The sequence below is a fragment of the Sporomusa sp. 246TCP1 genome, from assembly GCF_057319775.1.
On the sequence record NZ_CM170492.1, the window covers coordinates 1167356 to 1192275 of the forward strand.

Genomic DNA, 24920 nt, shown 5'->3' on the forward strand with positions numbered 1-24920 from the left:
GTGTATAAAATGAATAAGCAACATCCTGTAAAGGATGAAGTAGAGGTGCGGGAGTCAAGAGTACTTTCAGTGAGAGTGGAATCGATGAGCTGAAAGAAAAGGGGTAACCGCCGAAGTAAGAAAGAACGCCAAATCTTCTTACTGGTCTTACATCAAATAGATTTAAGACTGTCACCAGTACTTGGTGGAGTGCTATCTCATCTGGTCAGGGACGATATATACGCATATATTTTCCTAAGGTCAGAAAATGCTGTTTAGCAGCTGGTGAGAAATGTACTCACCAGCTGCTTTTTATCTTTTATCCAGCTGGAAAGTTTACTTTCTCTGGATTGAACAAGGCTTCTTTTCTTATTAAACAGGAGGTGGATAGTGCTTGATTAGAGTGATGGTATGTGGTGCCTATGGCAAAATGGGTCGGGAAGTGTTGAGAGCCGTTCATAATGATCCACAGTTAAGCATAGTAGGAGCAGTAGATATAAATTCCGAGTTTGCTGATGTAGGTGATATTATCGGTGCAGGTAAAACAGGGGTAACAGTTGGCAATGATTTACTTACTGTTATCAATGAAACGAAACCTCAGGTTATGGTTGATTTTACCAATCCGCAATCAGTTTTAAATAACATTAAGTTTGCAATTAAAAATGGCGTCTGTCCGGTTGTAGGTACAACCGGTTTAACGGAACCTGATATTGAGGATATTCGTGAACTATGTGCCGTTTCTAAAGTTAATGCGGTTATTTCACCTAATTTTTCCATCGGCGCTATTCTTATGATGAAGCTTGCACAAGAGGCTGCTAAGTATTTGCCGCATGTTGAAATTATTGAGATGCATCATGACCAAAAACTTGATGCTCCGTCTGGCACAGCTCTCAGAACTGCCGAATTAATTGCCGGTGTACGGGGAACAATGCAGCAAGGCCATCCCGATGAGAAAGAAAAATTACCTGGTGCGCGTGGCGGCGAGGAAGCAGGTATTCGATTACATAGTGTTCGGTTACCTGGCTATGTAGCTCATCAGGAAGTAATTTTTGGTGGCTTGGGACAAACGCTAACAATTCGCCATGACTCGATATCCAGAGAATCTTTTATGCCGGGAGTAGTACTGGCTTGTAAGAAAGTGCTAACCGTTGATGGACTGATTTTGGGTCTTGAGCATATAATGGGCTAGAGCGTGCCAAAGAATGCTGATCTGCAAGAACTATGAGTTGAATTATTGAATGGGGGAAAACTTAAATGAAAAAGTATAATGTAGCAATTTTAGGGGCAACTGGAGCAGTTGGCCAAGAATTTTTAAAACTTATTGAAGAACGTAATTTTCCATTTAACGAATTGAAGTTGTTAGCATCTGAACGCTCAGCAGGTAAAACTATTGCCTTTATGGGTAAAGACTACATCGTTGAGGAGGCAACACCAGATTCATTTAATGGTGTGCAGATTGCCTTATTTGCAGGCGGTTCAATTAGTAAAACATTAGCTCCTGAGGCCGCCAAACGGGGAGCGGTTGTTATTGATAACTCAAGTGCTTTCCGTATGGACCCGGAAGTACCTTTGGTTGTGCCGGAAGTTAACCCTGAAGCTATAAAAAATCACAAAGGGATTATTGCTAACCCTAATTGTTCAACAATTATTATGGTTATGGCATTAAAGCCTGTCTATGATGCAGCAAAGATCAAGCGCATAGTTGTTTCTACTTATCAAGCTGTTTCGGGCGCCGGCAAAGAAGGCATTGATGAACTGACTGACCAGGTTAGGTCGGTTGTAGAAAATCGTCCTGTAGAAGCGAATATTTTACCAAGTGCCAGCTTGCCCAAGCATTATCAAATAGCGTTTAATCTCTTACCACAGATAGATGTATTTGTTGAGGAAGATTACACTAAAGAAGAAATGAAAATGATAAATGAGACCCATAAAATATTCAATGACTATAACATCGGGATAACTGCGACGACAGTTAGGGTACCAGTATATCGCAGTCACTCTGAATCTATTAACATCGAGTTGAATGGCCCGCTGTCTCCAGAAGAGGCAAAACAGGTACTCTCTAAATTTTCGGGTGTAATTGTACAAGATAACCCGGCTGAAATGCTGTATCCTATGCCGTTATATACTTCGGACAGTAATGAAGTGTTCGTCGGTCGTATTCGGGCCGATAAAACTGTACCTTATGGATTAAACATGTGGGTAGTAGGCGATCAAATTAGAAAAGGTGCAGCGCTTAATGCTCTGCAAATAGCTGAGTATATGATTGAGCATAATTTAATTTGAGGTGTACAAAATGCGAATAATTGTCCAGAAGTTCGGGGGCACATCTGTTGCGTCACCCGAAGTGCGGGAACTTGCACTGCGCAAAATTGAAAAGGCGCGGGATCAAGGCTTTAATCCGGTAGTTGTAGTATCGGCTATGGGACGCAAGGGGGCTCCTTACGCTACCGATACACTAATTGATATCGCGCGGTCAGCCTATAAGAATATTGCTGATCGCGAACTTGATCAGATTATGTGTTGTGGCGAAATAATCTCAGCCGTGATTATGGCCGGTATGCTGCAGGCCGCAGGTATGGACGCAGTAATGTTGACAGGAGGAATTGCGGGTATTATTACTGACGAACATTTTACTGATGCCCGCATTTTAAAGTGTGATCCAACAAAGATAATCAATCTGTTAAAACAGGGAAAGGTACCTGTTGTGTGTGGTTTTCAGGGTATGACTGGCGAAAACGAATTTACCACCTTGGGACGAGGCGGCAGTGATACTAGTGCATCAGCCTTGGGGGCGGCTCTGAATGCTGATATTATTGAAATATATACAGATGTTGACGGAATCATGACAGCTGATCCAAGAATTGTTGAGAATGCAAAAATCCTTGATTGCATAAGTTATGGGGAAGTATGTCAACTGGCTCATCAAGGTGCCAAGGTTATACATCCCCGCGCAGTTGAAATTGCCATGCAAAAAAATATTCCCCTTGTAGTAAAATCAACATTTTCTGAAGCTCCCGGAACACTTATTACTAATATTGCCAAAGAAGACACCGGTGGTTCAGCAGTAATTGACCGTGTTGCAACAGGCGTAACCTACTTGACCAATATTGTTCAGGTTAAAGTTCATCTAGACGATACTATGGGAACTGATGCAAGTTTTAAGGTGTTTAAAACTATGGCTGATAATGGTATTAGCGTTGATTTAATTAATATTCATCCCGGCGAGATCATGTTTACCATTAATGCTGACCATGCCGAAAAAGCATCAATAAAACTTAAACGTTTAAATTATGAATTTGAAATAGTAGAAGATTGTGCAAAAGTATCCGTTGTTGGCGGCGGAATGCGAGAAGTACCAGGTGTGATGGCAAGCTTTATTGAAGCTCTGTCTCGCAATAAAATTGCTATTCTCCAGACAGTAGACTCTCATACCTCTATTTCAGTGCTTGTGCTGCAAAGTGATGTTGGTGCTGCTGTTAAATCGCTTCATGAGAAATTTGGTTTATCAAATTAATAAGGGGCGAGTGTAATGAAGAATTTCGGGCGAGTCTTAACCGCAATGGTAACCCCGTTTAATGCTGATTATAGTGTAAACTATAGTGAAGTGGCCAATTTGGCGAATTATCTTGTGAATAACGGTTCTGACGGACTGGTTGTTGCCGGCAGCACTGGTGAAGCAGCTACATTAACTCGCGATGAAAAGTTAAAATTGTTCAAAATAGTAATGGAGACTGTAGGTGATAAGGCTACGGTTATTGCTGGCACTGGATCAAATGATACGAGAGCTTCTATTGAATTGACTAAAGAGGCGGAAAAAATTGGTGTGCATGGCGCAATGCTCGTTGGTCCCTATTATAATAAGCCGCCGCAAGAAGGGTACTACCAGCATTTTAAAGCCATTGCCGAATCAACAAGTCTGCCACTTATTGTATATAATGTTCCCGGGCGAACAGCTTCTAATATTTTACCGGCAACGATTGCACGTCTGGCCGAAATAGATAATATTGTTGCAGTTAAAGAAGCAAGTGGTAACTTAGATCAAGTTTCTGAAATTATCCGTATAACTCCCGATGATTTTTTGGTATATAGCGGGGATGATGGACTAACTTTGCCGAGCTTGTCTGTGGGTGGCTACGGGGTAATTAGTGTAGCTGCTCATGTTGTAGGTAAACGCATGCAGGAGATGATAACCGCCTTTTTGGCTGGTGATATGAATAAAGCGCAGGCATTGCATCTTGAACTTATGCCGTTCTTTAAAGTTATTTTTGTTACTACCAATCCTATACCGATCAAAAAAGCGGTAAATATCCTGGGGATAAATACCGGACCAGTAAGATTGCCATTGGTTCCTCCTACTGCCAGTGAAGAGGAACAACTAAAAAAGGTAATGAAATCAATAGGCGCTATATAACTACAGTCGACCGGTAGCGGATGCTACCGGTTTTTTTATATGTCTATTGCATATAATATTGCTGGCGAGCAGTACCACTTGTTGTCAGAGATTAAATAGGTTATAATTATTGACAAGTGGGCAGGACTACCGGTTTTTTTCAGTGGTTTAATGAACGGGCGGTTACAACTTAATTTATATTGAATTTTTAAATTCTGGAGGTGTATGTTTTTTTGGCTCGACAACCAAACAAAGTACAGATAGTTCCCCTGGGCGGGATGGGGGAAATTGGTAAAAACATGACTGTTATCCGATACGGTGATGAGATAATAGTAATTGATGCCGGTTTGATGTTTCCCGAAGATGACATGTTGGGCATTGATCTGGTTATTCCTGATATCTCCTATTTATTGGATAATCGTGATTTAGTAAAAGCAATTGTGCTGACACACGGGCATGAAGACCATATTGGGGCTTTGCCATATGTGTTAAAACAGCTTAACGTACCTGTATATGGAACTCGATTGACACTTGGAATTTTGGAAGGACGTTTAAAGGAAAATAATGTTGCTGCCAATAATTTGTATGCTGTACAATCCGGTGACCAGATTCAACTTGGCAATTTCAAGATAGGATTTATCCGGGTAAGTCATAGTATCGCTGATGCAGTAGCGTTATCGATAAAGACCCCAGCGGGGGTGATCGTTCATACTGGTGATTTTAAACTTGATCAAACTCCAGTAGATGGCAAGGTGACCGATTTTCATAAATTTGCTGAGTTAGGTGATCAGGGTGTGCTAGTGCTTTTGGCCGATAGTACCAATGCAGAGCGCCCTGGTTATACGCAGAGTGAAAAATCGGTTGGTGTAACTTTTGATGAAACTTTTCGTACTGCGCGGGAACGTATTATTATTGCTTCGTTTTCTTCCAATATTCATCGAATTCAACAGGCCATTGACACGGCTTGCAAGTATCGGCGCAAGGTGGCTATACTTGGTCGCAGCATGGTCAATGTTGTTACTATTGCACTGGAACTAGGATATTTGAATGTACCAGAAGGCGTGATTATTGATGTTGATGAAATTAATAATTATCCTGCATCAGGAATTGTTATTTTAACAACCGGCAGCCAAGGTGAACCGATGTCGGCACTAACCAAAATGGCTATGTCAGATCATAAAAAGGTCGAGATTGTTCCAGGAGATACAGTAATTATTTCGGCTACGCCAATACCTGGTAACGAGAAGTTAGTTTCACGCACAATAGATTTTCTTTTCCGGCAAGGAGCCGAAGTTGTGTATGAGTCAACTTCCGGTATTCATGTTTCCGGGCATGCCAGTCAAGAAGAACTTAAATTAATGCACAATCTTATACGTCCTAAATTCTTTATTCCCGTGCATGGAGAATATCGGCATTTAATCAAACATTCCCAATTAGCACAAGCATTAGGGATGCCGAAGGAAAACATTTTTATTGCTGAAAACGGACAATCACTAGAATTTACTGCTGAAAAGGGTATAATTAACGGCAAGGTTACATCTGGCAATGTCTTAGTAGATGGTCTCGGCGTTGGTGATGTCGGCAACATTGTACTGAGAGACCGCCGTCAACTTTCACAAGATGGAATACTAATTGTTGTTGTAACCATGGATAAACAGCGTGGTCAAGTAGCTGCCGGGCCAGATATTGTTTCCCGCGGCTTCGTATATGTGCGCGAATCTGAGCAACTAATGGATGATGCCAAAGATCGAGTGCGACAGGCCCTGGATAAATGTGAGCTTAATGGTGTTACCGAATGGGCGACAATTAAATCAAATGTTCGTGATACGCTGGGCAAATACTTATATGAACGTACGCGACGCCGGCCTATGATATTGCCAATTATTATGGAAGTATAATAAGAAAAACGCTTCGCGTCCTTTGGATTTGAGCACATCAGTTATCCAATACCCAAATCCATGAATCCTATTGTTGAGTTAATGAAATACAAGGAGCGGGGGTTTACTTTTGGCATTGCCCCAAAAGTAACAAAAGGTCTAGGCCCTACGCCTCCAAAAGCTGAAAAGCCGGGCGGTATTCCTAAAATCCGTAAACTCGCTATGCTCAAACAGTACGGATTTCTTAACGGAATACCGCCCGGCTTTTCTCTTGCGGAACGCTTTTTCCGGCAAAGGCCGGGGTACGGGGGCACGGGGTACGGGGCCGCCTGTGCCGGGTTTTATACTTGACACTCCTTGTTTTATAAGGCCTCTATAACTCTCAAAAACATATACTGATACATTTAAGAAAGCCTTGAGCCTACCTGCTGCAAGATGGTTTGGTAAGCTGGGGCTTTTTAATTTATATCTGTATGAAATCACCGTCAGTGCCAATACTATGTATGATAAAGAAAATACGGCTTGAGCCGAGCCTTTCGCGAAAGCACAAGTCGATGTTGCTCTTATCGGTGCTTAACGGAAAGTTAACCTTTCTGTTAAGGTAAAAAAGACTAGCTAATTAGCTGGAGGGATATTCATATGATAGTGAATGATAATCCGGTAGTTGCTCCTCCCGGTACTAATCCTGAAGAGCCACAAATACAGCCGTCTCCGACGGAGGCTCCTAAAAAAAGCAAACAAGCCCAAAAAGTAGGCCCAACGGAAACTATCCAGGAATTGGGCGCTACGGAAGTGCCAATAGCGAAAAGCAATATACACGTTATGACAATAATTGGTCAAATCGAAGGCCACATGGTATTACCGCCAAACTCCAAAACTACTAAATATGAACATATAATGCCGCAACTGGTAGCTATTGAGCAAAGTTCTGAAGTGGAAGGACTTATGTTATTATTAAATACAGTTGGTGGTGATGTGGAAGCTGGTTTGGCAATTGCTGAAATGATTGCCAGCATGTCGAAGCCATCTGTTTCCATTGTACTGGGAGGCGGGCATAGTATTGGCGTACCGGTGGCTGTATCAGCTACTCATTCATTTATTGTCGAAAGTGCTACGATGACAATCCATCCAATACGTCTGACTGGGCTTGTAATAGGTGCGCAGAGTTCTTTCGATTATCTTGAAAAAATGCAGGATCGTGTTAATAACTTTATTACTTCACATTCTAATATATCGGAGAAAAAGTTAAAAGAATTATTATTTAAGACAGGTGAGTTATCGCGGGATATTGGTACTTCCTTAGCAGGCAGAGACGCAGTTCACTATGGTCTTATTGACGAAATTGGCGGTATTGCTCAAGCCATGACTACATTGCAGGATATGATTCATGCAAAGAAAGAATCTAAGGGGCTGAAGCAGTAATGGTATTGTGGACAGTTATGCCAATGGAAATACTACTTTCCCAGGAGTATCAGCCGAATTATGAAGAAATCGAATACGCAGGAACAAAAATGATGGTTGAGAAAACCGCTGATAATGAATATCGAATAGTTCGGATACTGTCAACTGACCCACGGGATTATTTGCGAAACGATATTCAGCCAGGTGCGGTTTTGTCTTACGAACCAATAACGGATTATTACATGTAAACCTGCCGTTGAAGCGCTCTCATTCATAAGAGAGTGCTTTTCTTGTTGTAAAGAACCATCAGCGGTAAAGTAGGTGAGATGAGCAGAGTAGCCTCAAGTCACCTAATCGTGCTTTGTAGAAGAATGAGTATTACTCCATTTAATTAATTCGCCAAATATATCTTTTAAATTATTGCCTTTATCAGTCATAGAGTATTCAACACGTGGTGGAACTTCAGGATAGACAGTTTTTATGATTACTCCTTTGGCTTCTAATTCATGCAATCGTAAAGACAACGTCTTAGGGCTTATTCCCTGTAGAGACTTTTGTAATTGACTAAATCGTTTCGTCCCTTCATAAAGATTCCACAAGATCAAAAACGTCCACTTACTTCCAATAATAGAGAGCGTTTCTTCTAATGCGGCATTACATTTTTCACAAGTACAACATTTCTCCATAGTTTCTCCTGGTAAAGTAGCTACAAATAATGTAACTACTTCCTTTTTTTTAATGTTAACTCTATAATTAATATAACACAATGTATGGTAGCTTTAAAAGTTCTTTTCCGATTATTGCTGATTGTAGAAAATCAAATAAGTGATTAAAGGATGGTAATGTATGGACTATCAAAACATGACTGCGCCCTGCGGATTAGACTGTTTTAATTGCCCCATTTATCTGGCAAACACCGATGAGAGTTTGAGAGAAGCTATTGGCCTGCGACTTAATGTTCCAGCAGAAAAAGCCGTGTGCCACGGGTGCCGCAACGTATCTGGAGTAATCGCTGCCATTGGACGAAATCAACCTTGTTACATCTATCAATGTATTAAGCGAAAAGGGATAAGCTTTTGTTACGATTGCACCGACTTTCCATGTGACTACTTGCACCCTTACGCTGACCAAGCCGACCAAAGACCGCACAATACAAAAGTGTTTAATTCTTGTCTAATAAAAAAAATGGGGCTAGAAAAATGGGCAGAGGAAAAGGCCCACAAGGTCAAAGAGACTTATTTCAAGGGAAAAATAAAATTAAATGATTAGTATTATAAACGAGGAACGATCAAAAAATGTGCATATCGGAAAATACGTTTATATCCTTGTATTTGATGGCATGGCCGATTGGGAACCGGCTATTGCTCTTTGTGAATTAAGACGGCGGGGACAACTCTCTGTTGTCAGTGTTGGTTTTTCAAAAGAGTCAGTTACTACTATGGGTGGCTTAAAGGTAACGCCAGATATAACCTTATCAGAGATTAGCTATGATAAAACACTGTTATTACTATTACCAGGCGGCGAAATGTGGCAAAAGAAAAAACCTGAATTTAGGAAGTACTTTGATTATATCGAGACTCTTGAAAGTATGTTAATTGACTTTCATAAACAAGGGGTGCCAATAGCAGCAATTTGCGGAGCTACAATAACGCTGGCCCGAGCCGGGCTTTTAAGAGGCATTAGACATACAAGCAATGCACCTGGCTTTCTAGATCAATTTGTACCTGATTATTGTAATGAATCGGATTATGTTGTTGATTTTTCAGTTCGCGATGGTAATATAATAACGGCTAACGGTGGAGGCTCGGTTGAGTTTGCTCGTCTCATAATTGAGCTCCTAAAAATTTATCCTGAATCTCAAATAGAAGAATGGTATCAAATGTTCAAATGTTCAAAGAACTCATTTAGTCAATTGCCAAATTATTAATAGTATATATATATACTTTTAAACCTATAGAAATTTTCAACATACTGTGGATGAAACGAAAACTAGCCTAGTATAAATAAGGCTAGTAAGATAGTACCGCCACCTCCTTGCTTTAAAGAAATTGTGCTCTCATAAGGTGGTTACCCCGACAACTCCCGTAACTCCCGTACCCCCCGGCCTTTGCCGGAAAAAGCGTTCCGTAGGAGAAAAGCCGGGCGGTATTCCGTTAAAAAATCCGTACTGTTTGAGCGTAGCGAGTTTACGGATTTTAGGAATACCGCCCGGCTTTTCAGCTTTTGGACGCTTAGGGCCTAGACCTTTTGTTACTTTTGGGGCAATGCCAAAAGTAAAACCCCTCACTTTGTATCCCATTGACTCAACGTAAGACAAAGGAGGGACAAGCCATCTGCTACTGAATTTGTTTGTAATAAGTTATGTACTATCCGAATTGTATATAACCCACATTTTTGGCTCCTTTTATGTCATATATAGCAGGAAATATGATTAAATGTAGAGAAAATAGCGATAACTTACCTTTTTAGTAAGTTATCGCTATTTTTCTCATAATTATTATCATATGGAAGCAGATGCCTATGTATAGGTAAAGGAGGCGAATGTGTGCGGCCCACTTGCCGGAGTGGTAAAGAAGTTTATCTGTTTAATGCTGCGAAGTAGTTTATAAGTAAAGGAGCGAAGTTATGAAAAATAAAGCAGTTATGGTAGTATTGCTTTTTATTATACTTTTGTCGCTCGTCGGGTGTAATGGCGAAAACGGAAAACCCACAGAGTTGTCAACGGCCATCCAGGGTGATACAAAAACTGCCGTAATAACTGAGAGCAGTAAGCTAAAAACAGCTGCGGATCTAAAAGATAAACGCATTGGGATTTTACTCGGTTCTATTCACGATGCATACGCAACAAAAACATACCCCCAGGCGGAGCTATTGCAGTATAAAAGTCCACCAGACCTAATTCTTGGCGTAAAGTCTGGAAAAGTTGACGCCGCTTTTTATAACCGGGAAACACTGATCGAAATCTTTCGGAACGACAATGAATTGGCTTTTTTGGAAGAAAGAGTGTATTCAGTTCCTATTGGTATTGGCTTTAATAAGCAAAATAGCGGTTTGCGAGAGCAGTTTAATGCTTTTTTAAAACAAAGCAAAGAAAACGGCGTGTATGACGATATGGTTAATCGTTGGATCAATAATGGTGTTACCGATATGCCGGTGATTGATAATCCCAAAACCAACGGTGTCCTTATCGTAGGTATGGTAAGTGATAAAGGACTGCCTTTCGCGATTGTTAAAGATAATAAGATGGTAGGTTTTGATGTAGAACTTTCCGAACGATTCGCGGCCTATCTGGGAAAAGAACTTAAACTGGTAGATACAGAGTTTGGCAGCTTAGTTGCCGCTGTTGCTACCAAAAAGATTGACATGATTGCCAGTTCCATGATGATAACAGAAGAAAGAAAGCAGCAAATTGATTTTTCTGACCCTTATTATGAATTGGGGGCAAGTGTGTTTGCCCTTAAAAAGAATATTGCCAAATATGCTGAACAGCCAGATACAGTAGTTGCCATACCATTAATAAAAAATCTGTCCGATAGGTTTCATAACAATATTATCCGTGAAAATCGCTATTTACTTATCCTTGATGGCTTAAAAACAACTGCGTTAATTGCTCTGGTGGCTGCAATTTTTGGTACTCTGCTTGGTGCTTTGGTCTGTTTTATGCGAATGAGCAGAAACTGGCTTGCAGATACTATCGCCAGGTTGTATATTTCCATCATGCGGGGAATCCCGGTACTTGTGCTGCTTATGATTATCTTCTATGTGGTGTTTGCCTCGGTAGATATTAGCCCTATCCTTGTGGCAGTTTTGGCCTTTGGTATGAATTTTGCAGCTTATGTTTCCGAAATGTTTCGGATGTCAATTGAAAGTATAGATAAAGGCCAAACCGAAGCCGGGATTGCAGGCGGCTTTACCAAAACCCAGACTTTCTTGTATATTATAATGCCGCAGGCAATACGGCGGGTGCTTCCTGTCTATAAAGGAGAATTAATTTCTTTAGTAAAGATGACTTCAATCGTTGGCTACATTGCGGTACAGGACTTGACAAAGGCCAGCGATATTATCAGGAGTCGTACTTTCGATGCGTTCTTCCCCCTTATCATGGTAGCTGTGCTTTACTTCCTTGTTTCATGGTCACTTGCTCTTATTCTGGACTATATGGAAGCAAGAAGTAATCCGAAGAGAAATCGTAGAGCAAGGAGGGTGGCAAATGATTAAAACCGAACATCTTTCTAAAAGTTATGGCGGACTTATGGTGCTAAAAGATGTAAGCGCTCAAATACAAAAAGGTGAGGTTGTTTCGATAATCGGGCCCTCCGGCACAGGAAAAAGCACATTTTTACGTTGTATTAACCTTTTGGAAATTCCCAGCGGCGGCAGTGTTTTTATTGACAATACCCCTTTGTTGGCAAAAACCACCAATGTTCCCCAAATACGCCAAAAAGTCGGAATGGTATTTCAGTCGTTTAATTTGTATTCGCATCTATCGGTGTTGAATAATCTTACGATAGGACCGGTCAAACTACTGGGCAAAAGCAAAGCCACTGCAGAGAGCAAAGCGTTAGAACTGCTGAAGCTGGTTGGGCTTGCCGAGAAAGCATACAGCTTTCCTGATGAACTATCCGGGGGGCAAAAGCAAAGGGTAGCCATTGCCCGCTGCCTTGCCATGGACCCGGAGGTTTTACTATTTGATGAACCAACATCAGCTTTGGACCCGACAATGGTAAGTGAGGTTTTAGCGGTTATCCGCGGTCTTGCCAAAGCTGGTATGACGATGATGATTGTTACTCACGAAATGGAATTTGCCCGCAATATCTCAAGTCGTGTATTTTATATGGACGAAGGAATAATTTACGAGGAGGGTACACCACAACAGATATTTGAAAATCCGCAAAAGGAAAAAACAAAAGCATTTATTAATAGAATACGTAGCTTTAACTACCATATTAATAGCAAAAACTATGATCTGTATGCAATGAACGCAGAAATTGAAGCCTTTTGTGCAAAACATCTGTTACCAAGAAAAATTTCTACTAATGTTCTGCTGCTTGTTGAGGAAGTTTTAGGCTTGCAAACAGAGTTTTCCGATATTACACTTACCTTTGCCTATTCAGAAAAAAGTGGGCAATTAGAATTTGTGTTTGAAAGCGTGGGAGTTTCTGTAAACCCGCTTGAGGAAGGCGTGCGAGACGATGATATCGGATTAATGCTTATAAAAGGCACATGTGACAGTATCCGCTACAGCTATGAGAATGGAAAGAACATATTGGTGGCCAAGGTGAAAGGGAAGTGAATATAGAAATATCTTCAGGAATAAAAGGATAATATATATCTATATAGAAATATAGACGGGAAATCATGTTATGTCTCTCTTGTATTTGCTTCGACTCTGGTTATCTAATAATAAGAACTATGATTTCCAGGGTTGTACATTTGCAGGGAAACTGGCATGCGTCCTAGGAGCGAAAGGGGTGAGAAGCTGGTTTCTATTTTTTTAGAGAGGAGTTTTATTGAAGTCTGGAAACGGTGGATAACATGTAGTAGGGAAGATTTTGTTGTTGGACAGCGATTTTTGATGGTAATTGGGGGGGAGTGTGCGATGATGAGGTGGAGAAAATCCTGGGTGCTTTGTTTCTTACTATCGCTGACCGTACTGCTAACAGCCTGCGGAAATCAACCGTCAGTGCAAAAGATGGATGCGCAGCAGCAGATTTTGCTTGCAAGCACTATTGGACCAATTGATGCAGGAATTGTAAATGTTTTAGAAAACGAATTTCATAAAAAGACAGGTATTGTTATCCGACATGTGGGAGCAGGTACAGGAGCTACGCTAAAATTAGCGGAAAGCGGTAACTTTGACGTTGTCTTGGTTCATGCCAAGGCTTTGGAAGAAAAGTTTGTTGCCGGTGGCTTTGGTACCAAGCGCTATGATGTCATGTATAATGATTTTGTTTTAGTCGGTCCTGCTGAAGACCCTGCTAATGTTAAAGGGGAGAAGAGCATTGCCGTTGCTTTGAAGAAAATAATGGACAGCAAAAGCCTGTTTATTTCCCGCGGCGACAAATCTGGAACTCATATAAAAGAAATGGAGTTATGGCAATCTGCAGGGCTTCAGCCTAAAGGGGAATGGTATCGTGTCTACGAGAAGGGTGCCGAAGGCAATGGCAAAACATTAAAATACGTAGATGAACAAAAGGGATATACCATCATGGACAGAGCTACCTGTATTACTATGAAGAATACTATCAAACTGCAGGTAATGGTGGAGAAGGACGAGTCTATGCTTAACTACATATCGGTTATCCCCGTCAACCCGGAAAAATTCACCAGCGTAAAAAACGCTGAGGTCATGAAGTTTGTAGATTGGGTAACTTCGGAAGAAGGGCAAAAAATTATTCGTGACTTTGGCAAGGATAAGTATGGTGAACCGCTCTTTTTCCCGAATTCGCCGGCTGGAAAGAGTCTAAAGTAATTTTTAAAATAACATTAAATTTTTTGGAGGTTAACAATGAAAAATAAAAATCTGCTTTATATAATGCTTGTGTTGCTAGTTGCCTTTTCACTTACAATAGCGGCCTGCTCCTCAAATGAAACGAAACAGAACAAAGCTGAGGTTGCTCCAGTTAATAAAGACATTATTCTTGCTACAACCACAAGTACCCAAGATAGCGGATTGCTTGATGAAATCATCCCCGCTTTTGAGAAAAAGACCGGCTATAAAGTTAAAACTATTTCTGTAGGTACTGGTCAAGCCCTGGCTATGGGAGAAAAGGGAGAAGCTGATGTGTTGCTTGTTCATGCTCCTGACGCGGAAAAGAAAGTAGTTGACAGTGGGGCCGCGATTAACAGACGCTTGGTTATGCATAATGACTTCATACTCGTTGGACCCCAGGATGATCCTGCAGGCGTTAAAAGCCTAAAAACCACAGTAGATGCCTTCAAAAAAATTGCAGGAGCTGAAAAAATCTTTGTTTCGCGTGGTGACGATTCGGGAACTCACAAAATGGAAAAAAGCTTCTGGAAAAAAGCAGCTATAACCCCTAAAGGTGAATGGTATCAGGAAACCGGTGCCGGTATGGGACAGACGCTGAAGATTGCCTCTGAGAAAAAGGGATACACATTAACAGACCGCGCTTCTTATCTCGCTCAGAAAAAGAATTTGGATTTGGATATTGTTTTAGAAAAAGAGGCCGCGCTGCTTAACATTTATCATGTAATGGAAGTAAACGTTGAGAAGTTCTCTAAAGTTAATAAAGACGGAGCCAAGGCGTTCGCTGATTTCATGGTGTCTGATGAAGGCCAGGCCATCATCAAGGATTTCGGCGTAAGTAAATATGGTCAGCCGCTATTCGTACCAGATGCAGGTAAAAAGGTGGAAGATTTAGCTAAGTAGAATGCTAAATTATGTTGACAGGAGAAAACTATAAGGGTATAGTATATATAACCTGAAAATACGATTAATTTAATATGATAAATGTGATGAAGGAGAACTTGCTTTCTATGTCGTTTAAGAGAACTGATGGTTGGTGCGAATCAGTACGATGGGAATACAAACATCACTCCTGAACAGCAAAGCTGAACTACAAAGTAAGCTTTGCCGGTCTCGGCTCCGCCGGGAGTGCAGTCGTTATTCTGCTAGGGTTGTTTGACCTGATGAGATGCAGATGTTTTTATCTGTAAAAAGGGTGGTACCGCGAGAATTGCCTCTTGCCCCTTTAAGTCTATTGACTTGAAGGGCAAGAGGATTTTTATTTTGCAGGAGGATATTAGTGATGAAGTATTTGGAAAAATTGGCTCAGTTTATTTGTCGGAATATGACGCTTTGGGTGGTGATTTTTTCAATAGTTGCCTTTTTCTATCCGGAACCATTTAAACCGATCGGTAAGAATATTTCGTACCTCCTTGGAGTTATTATGCTGGGGATGGGTCTTACTATGTCATTCGAAGATTTCCGTCTGGTGTTAACCCGGCCTAAAGATGTATTTTATGGAGTCTTTTTTCGCTATTTGATTATGCCCCTGGTAGGTTTTGGTGTAGCCCACATGCTTGGTTTGCCACCGGCATTGGCCGCAGGGATGGTTCTTTTGGGAGCCGCCCCCAGCGGTACTGGCTCTAATGTTATGACATATATTGCCAAAGGGGATACAGCTCTTTCTATCACAGTTTCAAGTATTAATACCATCTTGGCACCGGTACTTACCACTTATATTTTTGCCTATTTGGCAGGGGCCATGATTCCTATTGATGTTAACGCACTGCTTATGGACATAGTCAAAATTGTATTAGTTCCGGTAGCTGCCGGAGTTGCACTGCATATGCTGGCTCCCGCTTTAGTGGAGAAACTCACCAAGGTGGTTCCGGCTGTGTCGGTCTCTTGTATTATTTCTATCATTGCTGCCGTAGTGGCGTTGAATGCAGCTAAGCTAGCGACAGTGGCGCTGGTTCTGTGTGTAGCCGTAGCGATTCATAATATAGCCGGACTGCTTCTTGGCTATTATTCCGGCAGGGTGGTTGGCATGTCAAAGAAAAAATCCAGGGCAATTACTTTTGAAATCGGTATGGAAAATTCAGGTCTTGCCGTTGCCCTGGCATTAGCGCATTTGGATCCGATGGCAGCTTTACCAGCTGCAGTCATGACTGTTTGGGAATACATTACAGGCAGCGTATTAGCCAGCTATTGGGGTAACAAGCCTATTGAAGAAGAAACGGTGTTTGCTCTTGAAGATGTTGCCGTGAAATAAATATTGCTGTCACAGGCTATGGCCGGAACGACAAAAAGGCTTTCTTATCCGCTGCTTTGGATAAGAGAGCCTTTTGTCTGTCTTGGTGTCATGAGAAAGTACTTGGCTCTGATACTCTGTGTATGATATGTGGTGTAAGTTCGAGACAAAAAATTAATATTTTCCTGCTGCTTTATTATCATTTTACAGGAGATAATAAATGTTAAGGTGTGATAAGCAATTATCGCGCCCGCGAATTCGCCTCTATTATTTTTAAAAATTATTTAGGAGGGGTTTTCATGGACAAATTTATCCGTATAAACATGACAACCAAGGAAGTTGCAACAAGTGAGGTTCCAGAAAAGTACGCAGCCCTAGCAGGTCGCGCTCTTACTTCATACTTCGTAAACGATGAAGTCAAGCCCACCTGCCATGCGCTGGGAAAAAACAACAAGCTGATCTTTGCTCCCGGCCTCCTAAGCGGTACTACTGCTGCTCAGTCCGGACGGCTCTCTGTAGGTGGTAAGAGTCCGCTGACCGGTACCATCAAGGAAAGTAACACTGGCGGAACTTTCTCTCAAAAGATGGCCAAAATGGGTATCAAAGCTCTGGTTATCGAAGGAATGCCTGAAGAAGACAAGTTCTATATACTGAAAATTGATATGAATGGTGTAACCATCGATGAGGCTCCGGCTGAAATACTTGGCGGCTGTGGCAACTACGAAGCAATCACTGTCTTAAATGCGAAATATGGTGCAAAAGTTGGTATCGCGTTGGCAGGTCCGGCTGGCGAATATCGCCTGCCTACCGCTAATATTTCCTTTAAAGATCCTGAAGGCAACATTCGAAGTGCCGGCCGTGGCGGTCTGGGTGCAGTGCTGGGTTCAAAGAAGGTAAAAGCGCTGATAATCGATGATACCGGCGCACCAGGCGTTACCATTGCGAAACCAGAGGAATTCAGAGCGGCAGCCAAAGCGTTTGCCAAGGCGTTGACTACTCATCCGGTTACTGGTCAGGCATTGCCGGCGTACGGTACGGACGTGTTGATTAACATCTTGAATGAAGCTGGCGGTCTTCCTGCCAAGAACTTCACTACTGGTCGCATCGACTGGAATGACAAAATCTCCGGTGAAACCCTGAATGCCACGATCAGTGAGCGTGGCGGTCAAGGCAAAGTGTCTCACGGCTGCCACACTGGCTGCATCATTCGTTGTTCACAGTGGTATCCGGACAAAGAAGGCAATTACATTACGAGTGGTTTTGAGTATGAAACTATCTGGGCTCTTGGCGCTAACGCCGGTATTCAAGATTTGGATGCCATCGCTTATATTGACCGGGCAATGGATGATGTCGGTGTAGACGCTATCGATGTTTCTGTTGCCGTAGCTACAGCTATTGAAGGTGGTTTACTGCCTTGGGGTGATGGCAACGCTGCTCTGGCTGCTATCAAGGAAATCGCTACGCCTACTCCACTTGGCCGAATCATTGGTGGTGGTACAGCTATTGTTGGTAAGGTTTGCGGTCTGTTCCGGACTCCTATAGTTAAGGATCAGGCTATCCCGGCGTACGATCCACGTAACGTTAAGGGGATCGGCCTGACCTATGCGACTTCTCCAATGGGAGCAGACCACACCTCTGGTTACACTATTGCTACAAACATATTGAAAGTTGGCGGCTATGTAGATCCGCTCCAGAAGGAAGGACAAGTAGAACTCTCCCGTAACCTGCAAATCGCTACCGCTGCTGTTGACAGCACTGGTATGTGTCTCTTCATTGCCTTCGCTATCCTGGATATTCCGGAAGGCTTCAACGCTCTGGTCGATATGATCAATGCCCGCTATGGTCTGTCATTGACAGCAGACGACGTAACTGCCCTCGGAAAATCAATTCTTAAAGTTGAACGGGACTTTAATGCAGCAGCTGGTTTTACTAACGCTCATGATCGTCTGCCGGAATTCTTTGAATATGAGCCTTGCCCGCCACATAACCAAGTTTGGGATTTCAAGCCTGAAGAAATCGACGAAGTCTACAATTTCTAGCCAATTTTGCTTGTGACTAGTTCTTTAGGAGGCCAGCAGAAGCCTTAGTCGTTCAATCCAGGGAAGTTAACCTCTCTATCTGGATAAAAAGCCGGGCTGATTGCCCGGCTTTTTATCACTTAGTTTTGCTTAGAGTCGATAGGTATGATAATATATAAGCATAATTTTAAAATAATCCTAGAGGAGGGGATTTTTGTATGGTATTGGAAGTGCGTTTATATGCCACATTGAGACGTTATGCGCCATCAAGCCCACATGGAGTCATAATGGTCGATATACCTGAGGGCATGACTGTACTTGATTTAGTTAAAAAAATTGAAATTGATCCGACAGAGATTCACTTGATTATGATAAATGGCATCGGGTGTGAGCTTGAGAAGCTATTAACCAATGGTGACCGGGTTGCCTTGTTCCCACCAGTAGGCGGTGGTTAAGTTTTATAATCGTTGAAATATTTGCAGGGTACTTTTTGCAGTGGAATCATATATAAACATAAGCGTGTACAGCTGCATAGCAGGAGGCGAAAATCATGTATAACATGTATAATGATAGAGTGCTTGATCATTTTTCAAATCCCAGAAATGTAGGAGAAATAGAAGCTGCAGACGGGATAGGCAGTGTAGGCAATCCTGTAGACGGTGACAGGATAACAATATATATAAAAATAAAAGACAATACACTGGCTAATGTCAAATTTAAAACCTTCGGCTGTGCTGCCGCTATAGCTGCAAGCAGCATGGTTACAGTAATGGCTATTGGCAAAACACTTAACGAAGCGCTTCAGATAAGTAATGAAGATGTAGCTGAAGCCTTAGACGGATTGCCGCCTAATAAATTGAGGTGTTCAAATATTGCAGCTGATGCGCTCCATAGGGCTATCGCAGATTATCTTAATAATGGGAGAAGAGAACAAATTATAGCTCCCTGATGGATGGGAAAATGCCAAAACTTACTTATATGTGAATGTTTTTTTCTGAAAGTGGCATAACGTACTTAGAGGATATAGAAAGTAGGCATAAATCCTTATGTAATTAGGGATTTATGCCTACTTTTCATTTTGTGGTACAAATAATTCTTTCCAACCCGGCGGCAAAGCGTGAATCATCCGCTGGGGTTCGTTTGCTGGGTCCCTTTGTTCGTCCGCCGCCCCGGCGAAATTTAGCCTTGATTTCCCGTTCTTCTAATAAAAAGTCCATCTTGTCTGGTAAGTATTCTATACCTGTTGGGTTAAGGCAATAGGCCGACTTAGCCAATACCATCGAAGCCAGACCCCAGTCCTGGGTAATGATGATATCGCCGGCTTCAGTTAGATTGATGACTTTTATATCGGCCTCCTGTGACGCATTGCCCACCGTTACATGGTGATCGGACAGAATAGTATGGTTAAAACTTGCTACCGTCCAAACGGGGATATTATGCCTTTTTCCTGATTCCAAACAGTACTGTAATGCTGCCCTGGGACAGGCGTCAGCGTCAATCAGTATTTTCATAGTGCTCCTTTATATATCACCAAAGTTTTCTATTTAATTATATCTAAAACGAATAAAAAGCGAAATATAAAAGGCATTATTAGCATGCGTATTCCTTAGCTTTATGTTATAACTATGGTAGGTCACTATGCTATTAGCAGATTATGGAAGGAGTTGATAGAAAAATGCTATGTGTTTGTGGAGCCAGTTGTGTTGGGTGCACCTACCGTGACAGTGAATGTAACGGGGGATGTGAAGCCCTACAAGGCCGGGTGTTTTGGACAAAGCATATTAATGCCGTTGTGTGCCCGGTTTACCAGTGTGTAGTGGAAAACGGTTATAAAAATTGCGGTGATTGCGCAAAATTACCCTGTAAAACCTGGTTTACCCTGAAAGACCCGAAGTTAAGTGATGAAGCACACCAAAAATCAATTGACGACAGGGTGGCCAAGCTAAAGAGCACACAAGTTTAAGCAGCAAAAACAGGTTTGTGAAGGAGTAAGAGAACAAATGTTAATTGAAATAAGTGAAGAAAAGGTACAACCAGTAGTGTCAATCAGAACCACTACCACTCTGGAATTACTTCCCCACGTCATTGGTGAAAGCTATATGAAAATTATGTCCTATTTGCAGGAACTTGGTGAGCAACCCGTATTTGCTCCGTTTACCGCTTATCATAACCTGGATATGCAAAACCTTGATGTTGAGATGGGCTTCCCTGTTGCTAAACTGCTGCCGGAAAAAGGCAACATGAAGGCTCGCGAACTTCCTGCAGGTAAGGTGATTTCCAGTATGTACAAAGGCCCTTACAGCGGCATGGAACAGCCTTATTGCGAGATGGCCAAGTGGCTTGAGGAAAACGGCTATACTGCGACAGGCGTTTCTTATGAATATTACTTCAATTCTCCACAAGAAGTTTCTGAGAGCGAACTATTGACGAAAATTGTTATGCCTATACGATGACGGCGGCTGTTATGTTATACTAAATATATAGTAGAAATAGTATGATAGGAGATTTGTTGTGAATATTTTAGAACAAGTATTAGCAGCTAATGGTCAGTTTATGGAACGTTTTGTTGAGAGTGTTCACTATTGTCCTGAGAACAGCAAATTGCCTAACCGGCATTTAGCCATTTTTACGTGTATGGATACAAGATTGGTAGATTTTTTAGAACCGGCAATGGGTATCAAACGCGGTGAAGCAAAAGTAATAAAAAATGCAGGTAATTCGGTTACTGGTCCATTTGAATCTACGATTCGCAGTTTAATTGTTAGTATCTACGAATTAGGTGTAAAAGAAGTAATGGTGATTGGTCATCTTGACTGTGGTTTGGCTCATACAACAGCTGAGGGCCTTATTCAAAAAATGTTAGTACGCAAAATTTCACCAGATGCTATCAAAATGATAGAAGCAGAGTTGAGAAATTGGATAGATCACTTTCATCATCCCATAGATAACATAGAGGAAGTAGTTTTAAAAATTCGCAATAATCCACTTATCCCTAAGGATGTACCTATTCATGGTTTGATTTTTAATCCCCATACAGGACAACTTGAAGTTGTAGTGGACGGCTATCAGGCTTGCATAAAATAAGCAGGCGCCTTTCCATAATGATCTATTCACGAGCCGGAATTAGTATTTTATAGAGAGAAAAAGGGGCTGTCGCATTCTGATATGCTCCCCCCATAGGAGACAATAAAAAATAAATTGTCTCCTATGGGGGGAGTTTTTATGCCAGTAAAGACAAAAATAAATCCAGAAGAAAAGATTAAGTTTGTCGAGAAATATCGATACGAATCCATTAAAGCCCAAGTTTGGCGTAAAATTTTCCAGAACTAAGCGTAGCAAGGCTTTAAGTCATGCATCAATAGTATTTTTGTCACTACAACGCATTTTTCAAAAATGTTGTTATTTGCTCTAATGTCTTTGGTTTCAATAAATTTTCACAGTTGAAGAGTTTTTTCCATTTTATTTGATCCTCTGTCATTTCTAATATGGTAAGAGAATAACCAGGTGAGCCCTTGATACTTACTTGATTTAACTGGCAACTTTGTGTTTGTTTCAAAACGTCTATGGGAGATATTGAATATCCAGCCTTCTTTAGCATCATCTCCATAGTATTTCGCAGAAGATAGGCCAAAATGCAAACAGTGACATGAGCATTAACTCGTTCGGTACGAGTTAATGGATGTTCATAATTCTCTTTTGAGTCAGGCTTCGGAATAAACTCCCGAAATAGCGGGGGACAGCTATTTTGATTTATAATGACTTGGAAAAATATGTTGCCAAACTTGGGATATTAGTTTTAGTAAAGTTTTAGTATAAAATAGAGAGTTTGGCATATAAATTAGGTAATTATTAGATATACAAGTTATTTCTGTATAAAATGGTATAATATTGAACTTGATTAAATAATTACCTATATTTTATAATTAAGGGAAATAATATATTCCAACATATATCCGATAAGCCTTATATTAGGGATAAGCTCTAAATATTCGAAAGGAGTAATTATGAATTATGAATAAACAGATTGAGCAAAAAGTAAAAAAACTATTAAGCGAGGTGCTGGGATTAGAAGATTCAATGGATGAGATAACCATGGAATCTGATCTGATTGCTGATTTGGCCGCCGAATCAATTGATTTTATCGATATTTGTTTTCGTTTGGAAAAAGATTTCAATTTGGGTAAAGTTTCGATAGACGATATTTTTCCACCTTTCTTACAGGAAGAAAATAGTGAAAGTAAGGATGAAAAAATTAACAGGTTAAAAGAATACCCGCATATTAAGGATGAATTGCTGAATGAGATCAAACAAACACAAAATTTTAAATCCTTATTAAAGGTCAAAAATTTAGTGTATTTTGCCGAATGGAGACTGGCAAATGGCTAAGGCGGAACCTGTTGTCATTTCAGGTATCGGATTGGTGACCCCGCTTGGATGCGATTGTAACAAAGTTTGGGATTCGCTAATAGCTGGAGAGAATGGCATTCGCCGTTTGGAAGGCAATTATGCAAAGTTGACAAGATACAATGTTTTTCTTGGCGGCATAGCCCATGATTTTTCTTTTAATGATTTTGGGAATATTGACAGGCAAAAGAAAGCTAAACTCAATAAACAGGATTTAGCGACTAAAATGCTTGTTTATTCTGGTCTCAAAGCTTTGGAAGATGCCAATTTGCACCCTGTTGAGGATACGATGAAATATAATATTGGTGCAATTATCGCATGTGGAGCCCCAATTTGCGAGCAATACGAAGGAATACCAGTGGAGGAAAGAAACCCCAAGTGGTTTCTTGAGACCTATCCTAACCTTCTCCTTTCCCATCTTTCCATTGTTGCTTCTTTACAAGGATATGGCAGTACAATCGCATCAGCTTGTATTGGCGGTAATCAAGCAATTGGGGAAGGTTTTAGAAAGATTCAACATGAGGAAGTGCAGATTATATTAGCAGGAGGAGTGGATAATAAACTGACGGGCGTGCATGCCGCTGGATTCAGCCGCCTGAGTATGATAACCTCAAGCAGCGACAAGGAACATGCCATGCGGCCGTTCGACCAGAACAGGGACGGGTTTGTGATTGGACAGGGTGCTTGCGTTTTGGTGCTGGAATCATTAAAACACGCAAGAAAAAGAGGGGCCGATGTGAAAGGGGAAATTGTGGGATATGGGTGTGCAATGGATGGTGTCAGTATAACCGATGCATCTCGCAAAGGAAAAATTCTTGCAATGGAAGGTGCATTGGAGGACGCGAAACTTTTGCCACATGAAATTTGCTATATCAACGCTCATGGGACGTCCACAAAGTCAAATGACGCTGAAGAAAGCGCCGCCATCAAGGAAGTTTTTGGCGAAAAGGCATATTCGATCCCTATTAATAGTACAAAATCGATGCTCGGTCATACATTTGCCGCTTGCGGAGCCATCGAAGCTTTTGTTTGCGCTAAAAGTCTTGCAACTCAAAAAGTCCATGTAAATAGGAATTTTGAGAAAGGCGACTCCAATTGCAATCTGGATTATGTAAAAGATGCTGCCCGCGATGTGAAAATAGACTATTGCTTAAGTAACACAAGCGGCCTTGGGGGATATAACTCATCCATAGTATTTGCTAGAGTTTAACAGACTGGTGGAGATAGTGTTCTGCCGCACAGCTTGCTATCTGTGATGCCCGGTTATCAAAGGGATATCGTTTGCTTTCTCCCCTGTGGATGCTGACTAGATTGCCTAATACTACGGCGGGACAAATATCAATTCAAAATTCCTTGCATGGCTTAAGTAATACGCTGGTAAATGGAGTCAATAGCGGAATTGTCGCAATAGGCGAAGCTTTTTTGGCTGTAAAAGATGAGCGGGCTATTCGAGTTGTTTGCGGTGGTATTGAAGATGAAATTTATGCGGACTATTTTTGCAGACTGAGTGAAAATGGCTTAGTCAGTGAGTCGTTTGCCGATTCGAAGCCGTTTTGTTTTGACAGCAAAGGTTTTTCATGCAGTGAGGGCAGCAGCCTGTGTATAGTTGAAGAAGAAAACGTAGCACAAACAAGAAAAGCCGGAATTTATGGCGAAATTATCGGCTATAGCAATTATTACATACCTAATTTTACGAAAAAGAATAGGAATAGCGCTAAAGATATTGCAAAACACTTCGAAAAGTGTATGGTCCGGGCCCTGGCAATGGCAAAAATCGAGTATAAGGATATTGACTTTATTCAGGCGAGTGCCAGTGGTATTACAGATTTGGATTTTGCTGAAGCTTTGGCTATTAAAAACTTATTTGGTGACAATCCATTTATAACTACTGCTCAATCTTACGTAGGACATACTCTTGCTGCATCCGGGGCGATCTCAGTAGCCTTTGCCTGCTTGGCACTTCAAGCCAATATTATAGCTCCACAGTTATATTTTGACAGACTTTTTTTGGACGATGAATTACGGTATGTCAAAGCCAAAGCAATTGAAAATGAGAATAAAGTCTGTTTAATTAATGTCTTTAGTTATTTGGGAGAAACCTGCAGTCTGATTATTAAAAAGAGGTAAA

Annotated in this window: 24 protein-coding genes, 1 pseudogene, 1 riboswitch and 1 other annotated feature; of the genes and pseudogenes, 23 read left to right on the forward strand and 2 right to left on the reverse strand. The window is 41.3% G+C overall.

All coding sequences use genetic code 11. From position 1 onward, the window contains the following. Positions 1 to 32 precede the first annotated feature (32 nt). Positions 33 to 203, forward strand: a riboswitch (Lysine riboswitch). Positions 204 to 373: 170 nt separating this feature from the next. The 7 genes from dapB to AC1ECB_RS05855 all read left to right on the forward strand — a co-directional run bounded on the left by dapB (position 374) and on the right by AC1ECB_RS05855 (position 7898). Further along, entirely contained in the window at positions 374 to 1168 is a 795-nt protein-coding gene (dapB, locus tag AC1ECB_RS05825) for a 4-hydroxy-tetrahydrodipicolinate reductase (protein ID WP_485667839.1), read from the forward strand. A 65-nt stretch (positions 1169 to 1233) separates the two neighbouring features. Further along, a complete protein-coding gene (locus tag AC1ECB_RS05830) occupies positions 1234 to 2265 on the forward strand; it encodes an aspartate-semialdehyde dehydrogenase (RefSeq protein ID WP_485667840.1) in 1032 nt (343 codons plus the stop codon). Positions 2266 to 2275: 10 nt separating this feature from the next. After that, complete coding sequence (dapG, locus tag AC1ECB_RS05835; protein ID WP_485667841.1) at positions 2276 to 3496, forward strand: aspartate kinase; 1221 nt, start codon at positions 2276 to 2278, stop codon at positions 3494 to 3496. A 15-nt stretch (positions 3497 to 3511) separates the two neighbouring features. Next, on the forward strand, positions 3512 to 4393 hold the full coding sequence (dapA, locus tag AC1ECB_RS05840; RefSeq protein WP_485667842.1) for a 4-hydroxy-tetrahydrodipicolinate synthase: 882 nt from the start codon (positions 3512 to 3514) through the stop codon (positions 4391 to 4393). Between the two features lie 257 nt (positions 4394 to 4650). Continuing rightward, positions 4651 to 6270, forward strand: coding sequence for a ribonuclease J (locus tag AC1ECB_RS05845; RefSeq protein WP_485669288.1), 1620 nt, complete (start codon positions 4651 to 4653; stop codon positions 6268 to 6270). 618 nt (positions 6271 to 6888) lie between these two features. Then, complete coding sequence (locus AC1ECB_RS05850) at positions 6889 to 7671, forward strand: ClpP family protease (RefSeq protein WP_485667843.1); 783 nt, start codon at positions 6889 to 6891, stop codon at positions 7669 to 7671. Next, positions 7671 to 7898, forward strand: coding sequence for a YlzJ-like family protein (locus AC1ECB_RS05855; RefSeq protein ID WP_485667844.1), 228 nt, complete (start codon positions 7671 to 7673; stop codon positions 7896 to 7898). Before AC1ECB_RS05850 ends, AC1ECB_RS05855 begins: the two co-directional genes overlap by 1 nt. Before the next feature lie 102 nt (positions 7899 to 8000). Here the strand turns inward: AC1ECB_RS05855 and AC1ECB_RS05860 are convergent, their stop codons facing one another. Continuing rightward, positions 8001 to 8336: a winged helix-turn-helix transcriptional regulator gene (locus AC1ECB_RS05860; protein WP_485667845.1), complete on the reverse strand. Its 336-nt coding sequence runs from the start codon at positions 8334 to 8336 to the stop codon at positions 8001 to 8003. A 160-nt stretch (positions 8337 to 8496) separates the two neighbouring features. Here AC1ECB_RS05860 and AC1ECB_RS05865 point away from each other — a divergent pair, with 160 nt between their 5' ends. From AC1ECB_RS05865 to nifU, 10 genes and pseudogenes are all read left to right on the forward strand, one after another. Further along, a complete protein-coding gene (locus AC1ECB_RS05865; RefSeq protein WP_485667846.1) occupies positions 8497 to 8919 on the forward strand; it encodes a DUF3795 domain-containing protein in 423 nt (140 codons plus the stop codon). Further along, positions 8912 to 9577, forward strand: coding sequence for a DJ-1/PfpI family protein (locus tag AC1ECB_RS05870; protein ID WP_485667847.1), 666 nt, complete (start codon positions 8912 to 8914; stop codon positions 9575 to 9577). Before AC1ECB_RS05865 ends, AC1ECB_RS05870 begins: the two co-directional genes overlap by 8 nt. Before the next feature lie 698 nt (positions 9578 to 10275). Beyond that, complete coding sequence (locus AC1ECB_RS05875) at positions 10276 to 11868, forward strand: ABC transporter substrate-binding protein/permease (protein ID WP_485667848.1); 1593 nt, start codon at positions 10276 to 10278, stop codon at positions 11866 to 11868. Further along, a pseudogene (locus AC1ECB_RS05880) lies at positions 11861 to 12577 on the forward strand (amino acid ABC transporter ATP-binding protein); the annotation flags it as partial. The gene AC1ECB_RS05875 and the pseudogene AC1ECB_RS05880, both read left to right, overlap by 8 nt. Positions 12578 to 13249: 672 nt before the next feature. After that, positions 13250 to 14122, forward strand: a complete 873-nt coding sequence (locus AC1ECB_RS05885; RefSeq protein ID WP_485667849.1) for an ABC transporter substrate-binding protein — start codon at positions 13250 to 13252, stop codon at positions 14120 to 14122. 36 nt (positions 14123 to 14158) lie between these two features. Then, entirely contained in the window at positions 14159 to 15043 is an 885-nt protein-coding gene (locus AC1ECB_RS05890) for an ABC transporter substrate-binding protein (RefSeq protein ID WP_485667850.1), read from the forward strand. A gap of 77 nt (positions 15044 to 15120) precedes the next feature. Further along, positions 15121 to 15368, forward strand: a binding site (T-box leader). Between the two features lie 51 nt (positions 15369 to 15419). Further along, positions 15420 to 16391 (forward strand): bile acid:sodium symporter family protein, encoded by a 972-nt coding sequence (locus AC1ECB_RS05895; protein ID WP_485667851.1) that lies wholly within the window; start codon positions 15420 to 15422, stop codon positions 16389 to 16391. Between the two features lie 278 nt (positions 16392 to 16669). Beyond that, positions 16670 to 18409 (forward strand): aldehyde ferredoxin oxidoreductase C-terminal domain-containing protein, encoded by a 1740-nt coding sequence (locus AC1ECB_RS05900; RefSeq protein ID WP_485667852.1) that lies wholly within the window; start codon positions 16670 to 16672, stop codon positions 18407 to 18409. A gap of 197 nt (positions 18410 to 18606) precedes the next feature. Further along, complete coding sequence (locus AC1ECB_RS05905) at positions 18607 to 18843, forward strand: MoaD/ThiS family protein (protein WP_485667853.1); 237 nt, start codon at positions 18607 to 18609, stop codon at positions 18841 to 18843. Between the two features lie 95 nt (positions 18844 to 18938). Further along, positions 18939 to 19337: a Fe-S cluster assembly scaffold protein NifU gene (gene nifU / locus AC1ECB_RS05910; RefSeq protein ID WP_485667854.1), complete on the forward strand. Its 399-nt coding sequence runs from the start codon at positions 18939 to 18941 to the stop codon at positions 19335 to 19337. 124 nt (positions 19338 to 19461) lie between these two features. On the opposite strand, the gene AC1ECB_RS05915 is transcribed toward nifU, so the two are convergent. Continuing rightward, on the reverse strand, positions 19462 to 19899 hold the full coding sequence (locus tag AC1ECB_RS05915; RefSeq protein WP_485667855.1) for a YaiI/YqxD family protein: 438 nt from the start codon (positions 19897 to 19899) through the stop codon (positions 19462 to 19464). Between the two features lie 164 nt (positions 19900 to 20063). On the opposite strand from AC1ECB_RS05915, the gene AC1ECB_RS05920 reads away from it, so the two are divergent. The 6 genes from AC1ECB_RS05920 (at position 20064) to AC1ECB_RS05945 (ending at position 24919) form a co-directional block, all read left to right on the forward strand. After that, on the forward strand, positions 20064 to 20351 hold the full coding sequence (locus tag AC1ECB_RS05920; RefSeq protein WP_485667856.1) for a DUF3795 domain-containing protein: 288 nt from the start codon (positions 20064 to 20066) through the stop codon (positions 20349 to 20351). A gap of 37 nt (positions 20352 to 20388) precedes the next feature. After that, on the forward strand, positions 20389 to 20841 hold the full coding sequence (locus AC1ECB_RS05925; RefSeq protein ID WP_485667857.1) for a GyrI-like domain-containing protein: 453 nt from the start codon (positions 20389 to 20391) through the stop codon (positions 20839 to 20841). A 58-nt stretch (positions 20842 to 20899) separates the two neighbouring features. Then, entirely contained in the window at positions 20900 to 21472 is a 573-nt protein-coding gene (locus AC1ECB_RS05930) for a beta-class carbonic anhydrase (protein WP_485667858.1), read from the forward strand. A gap of 927 nt (positions 21473 to 22399) precedes the next feature. Next, the gene (locus AC1ECB_RS05935) at positions 22400 to 22774 is read left to right on the forward strand and encodes an acyl carrier protein (RefSeq protein ID WP_485667859.1); all 375 of its coding nucleotides are present in this window, start codon (positions 22400 to 22402) and stop codon (positions 22772 to 22774) included. Beyond that, a complete protein-coding gene (locus tag AC1ECB_RS05940) occupies positions 22767 to 24002 on the forward strand; it encodes a beta-ketoacyl-[acyl-carrier-protein] synthase family protein (protein ID WP_485667860.1) in 1236 nt (411 codons plus the stop codon). The genes AC1ECB_RS05935 and AC1ECB_RS05940 overlap by 8 nt, the downstream gene beginning before the upstream one ends. A 71-nt stretch (positions 24003 to 24073) precedes the next feature. Further along, entirely contained in the window at positions 24074 to 24919 is an 846-nt protein-coding gene (locus tag AC1ECB_RS05945; RefSeq protein ID WP_485667861.1) for a beta-ketoacyl synthase N-terminal-like domain-containing protein, read from the forward strand. The last annotated feature ends 1 nt before the right edge of the window (position 24920 follow it).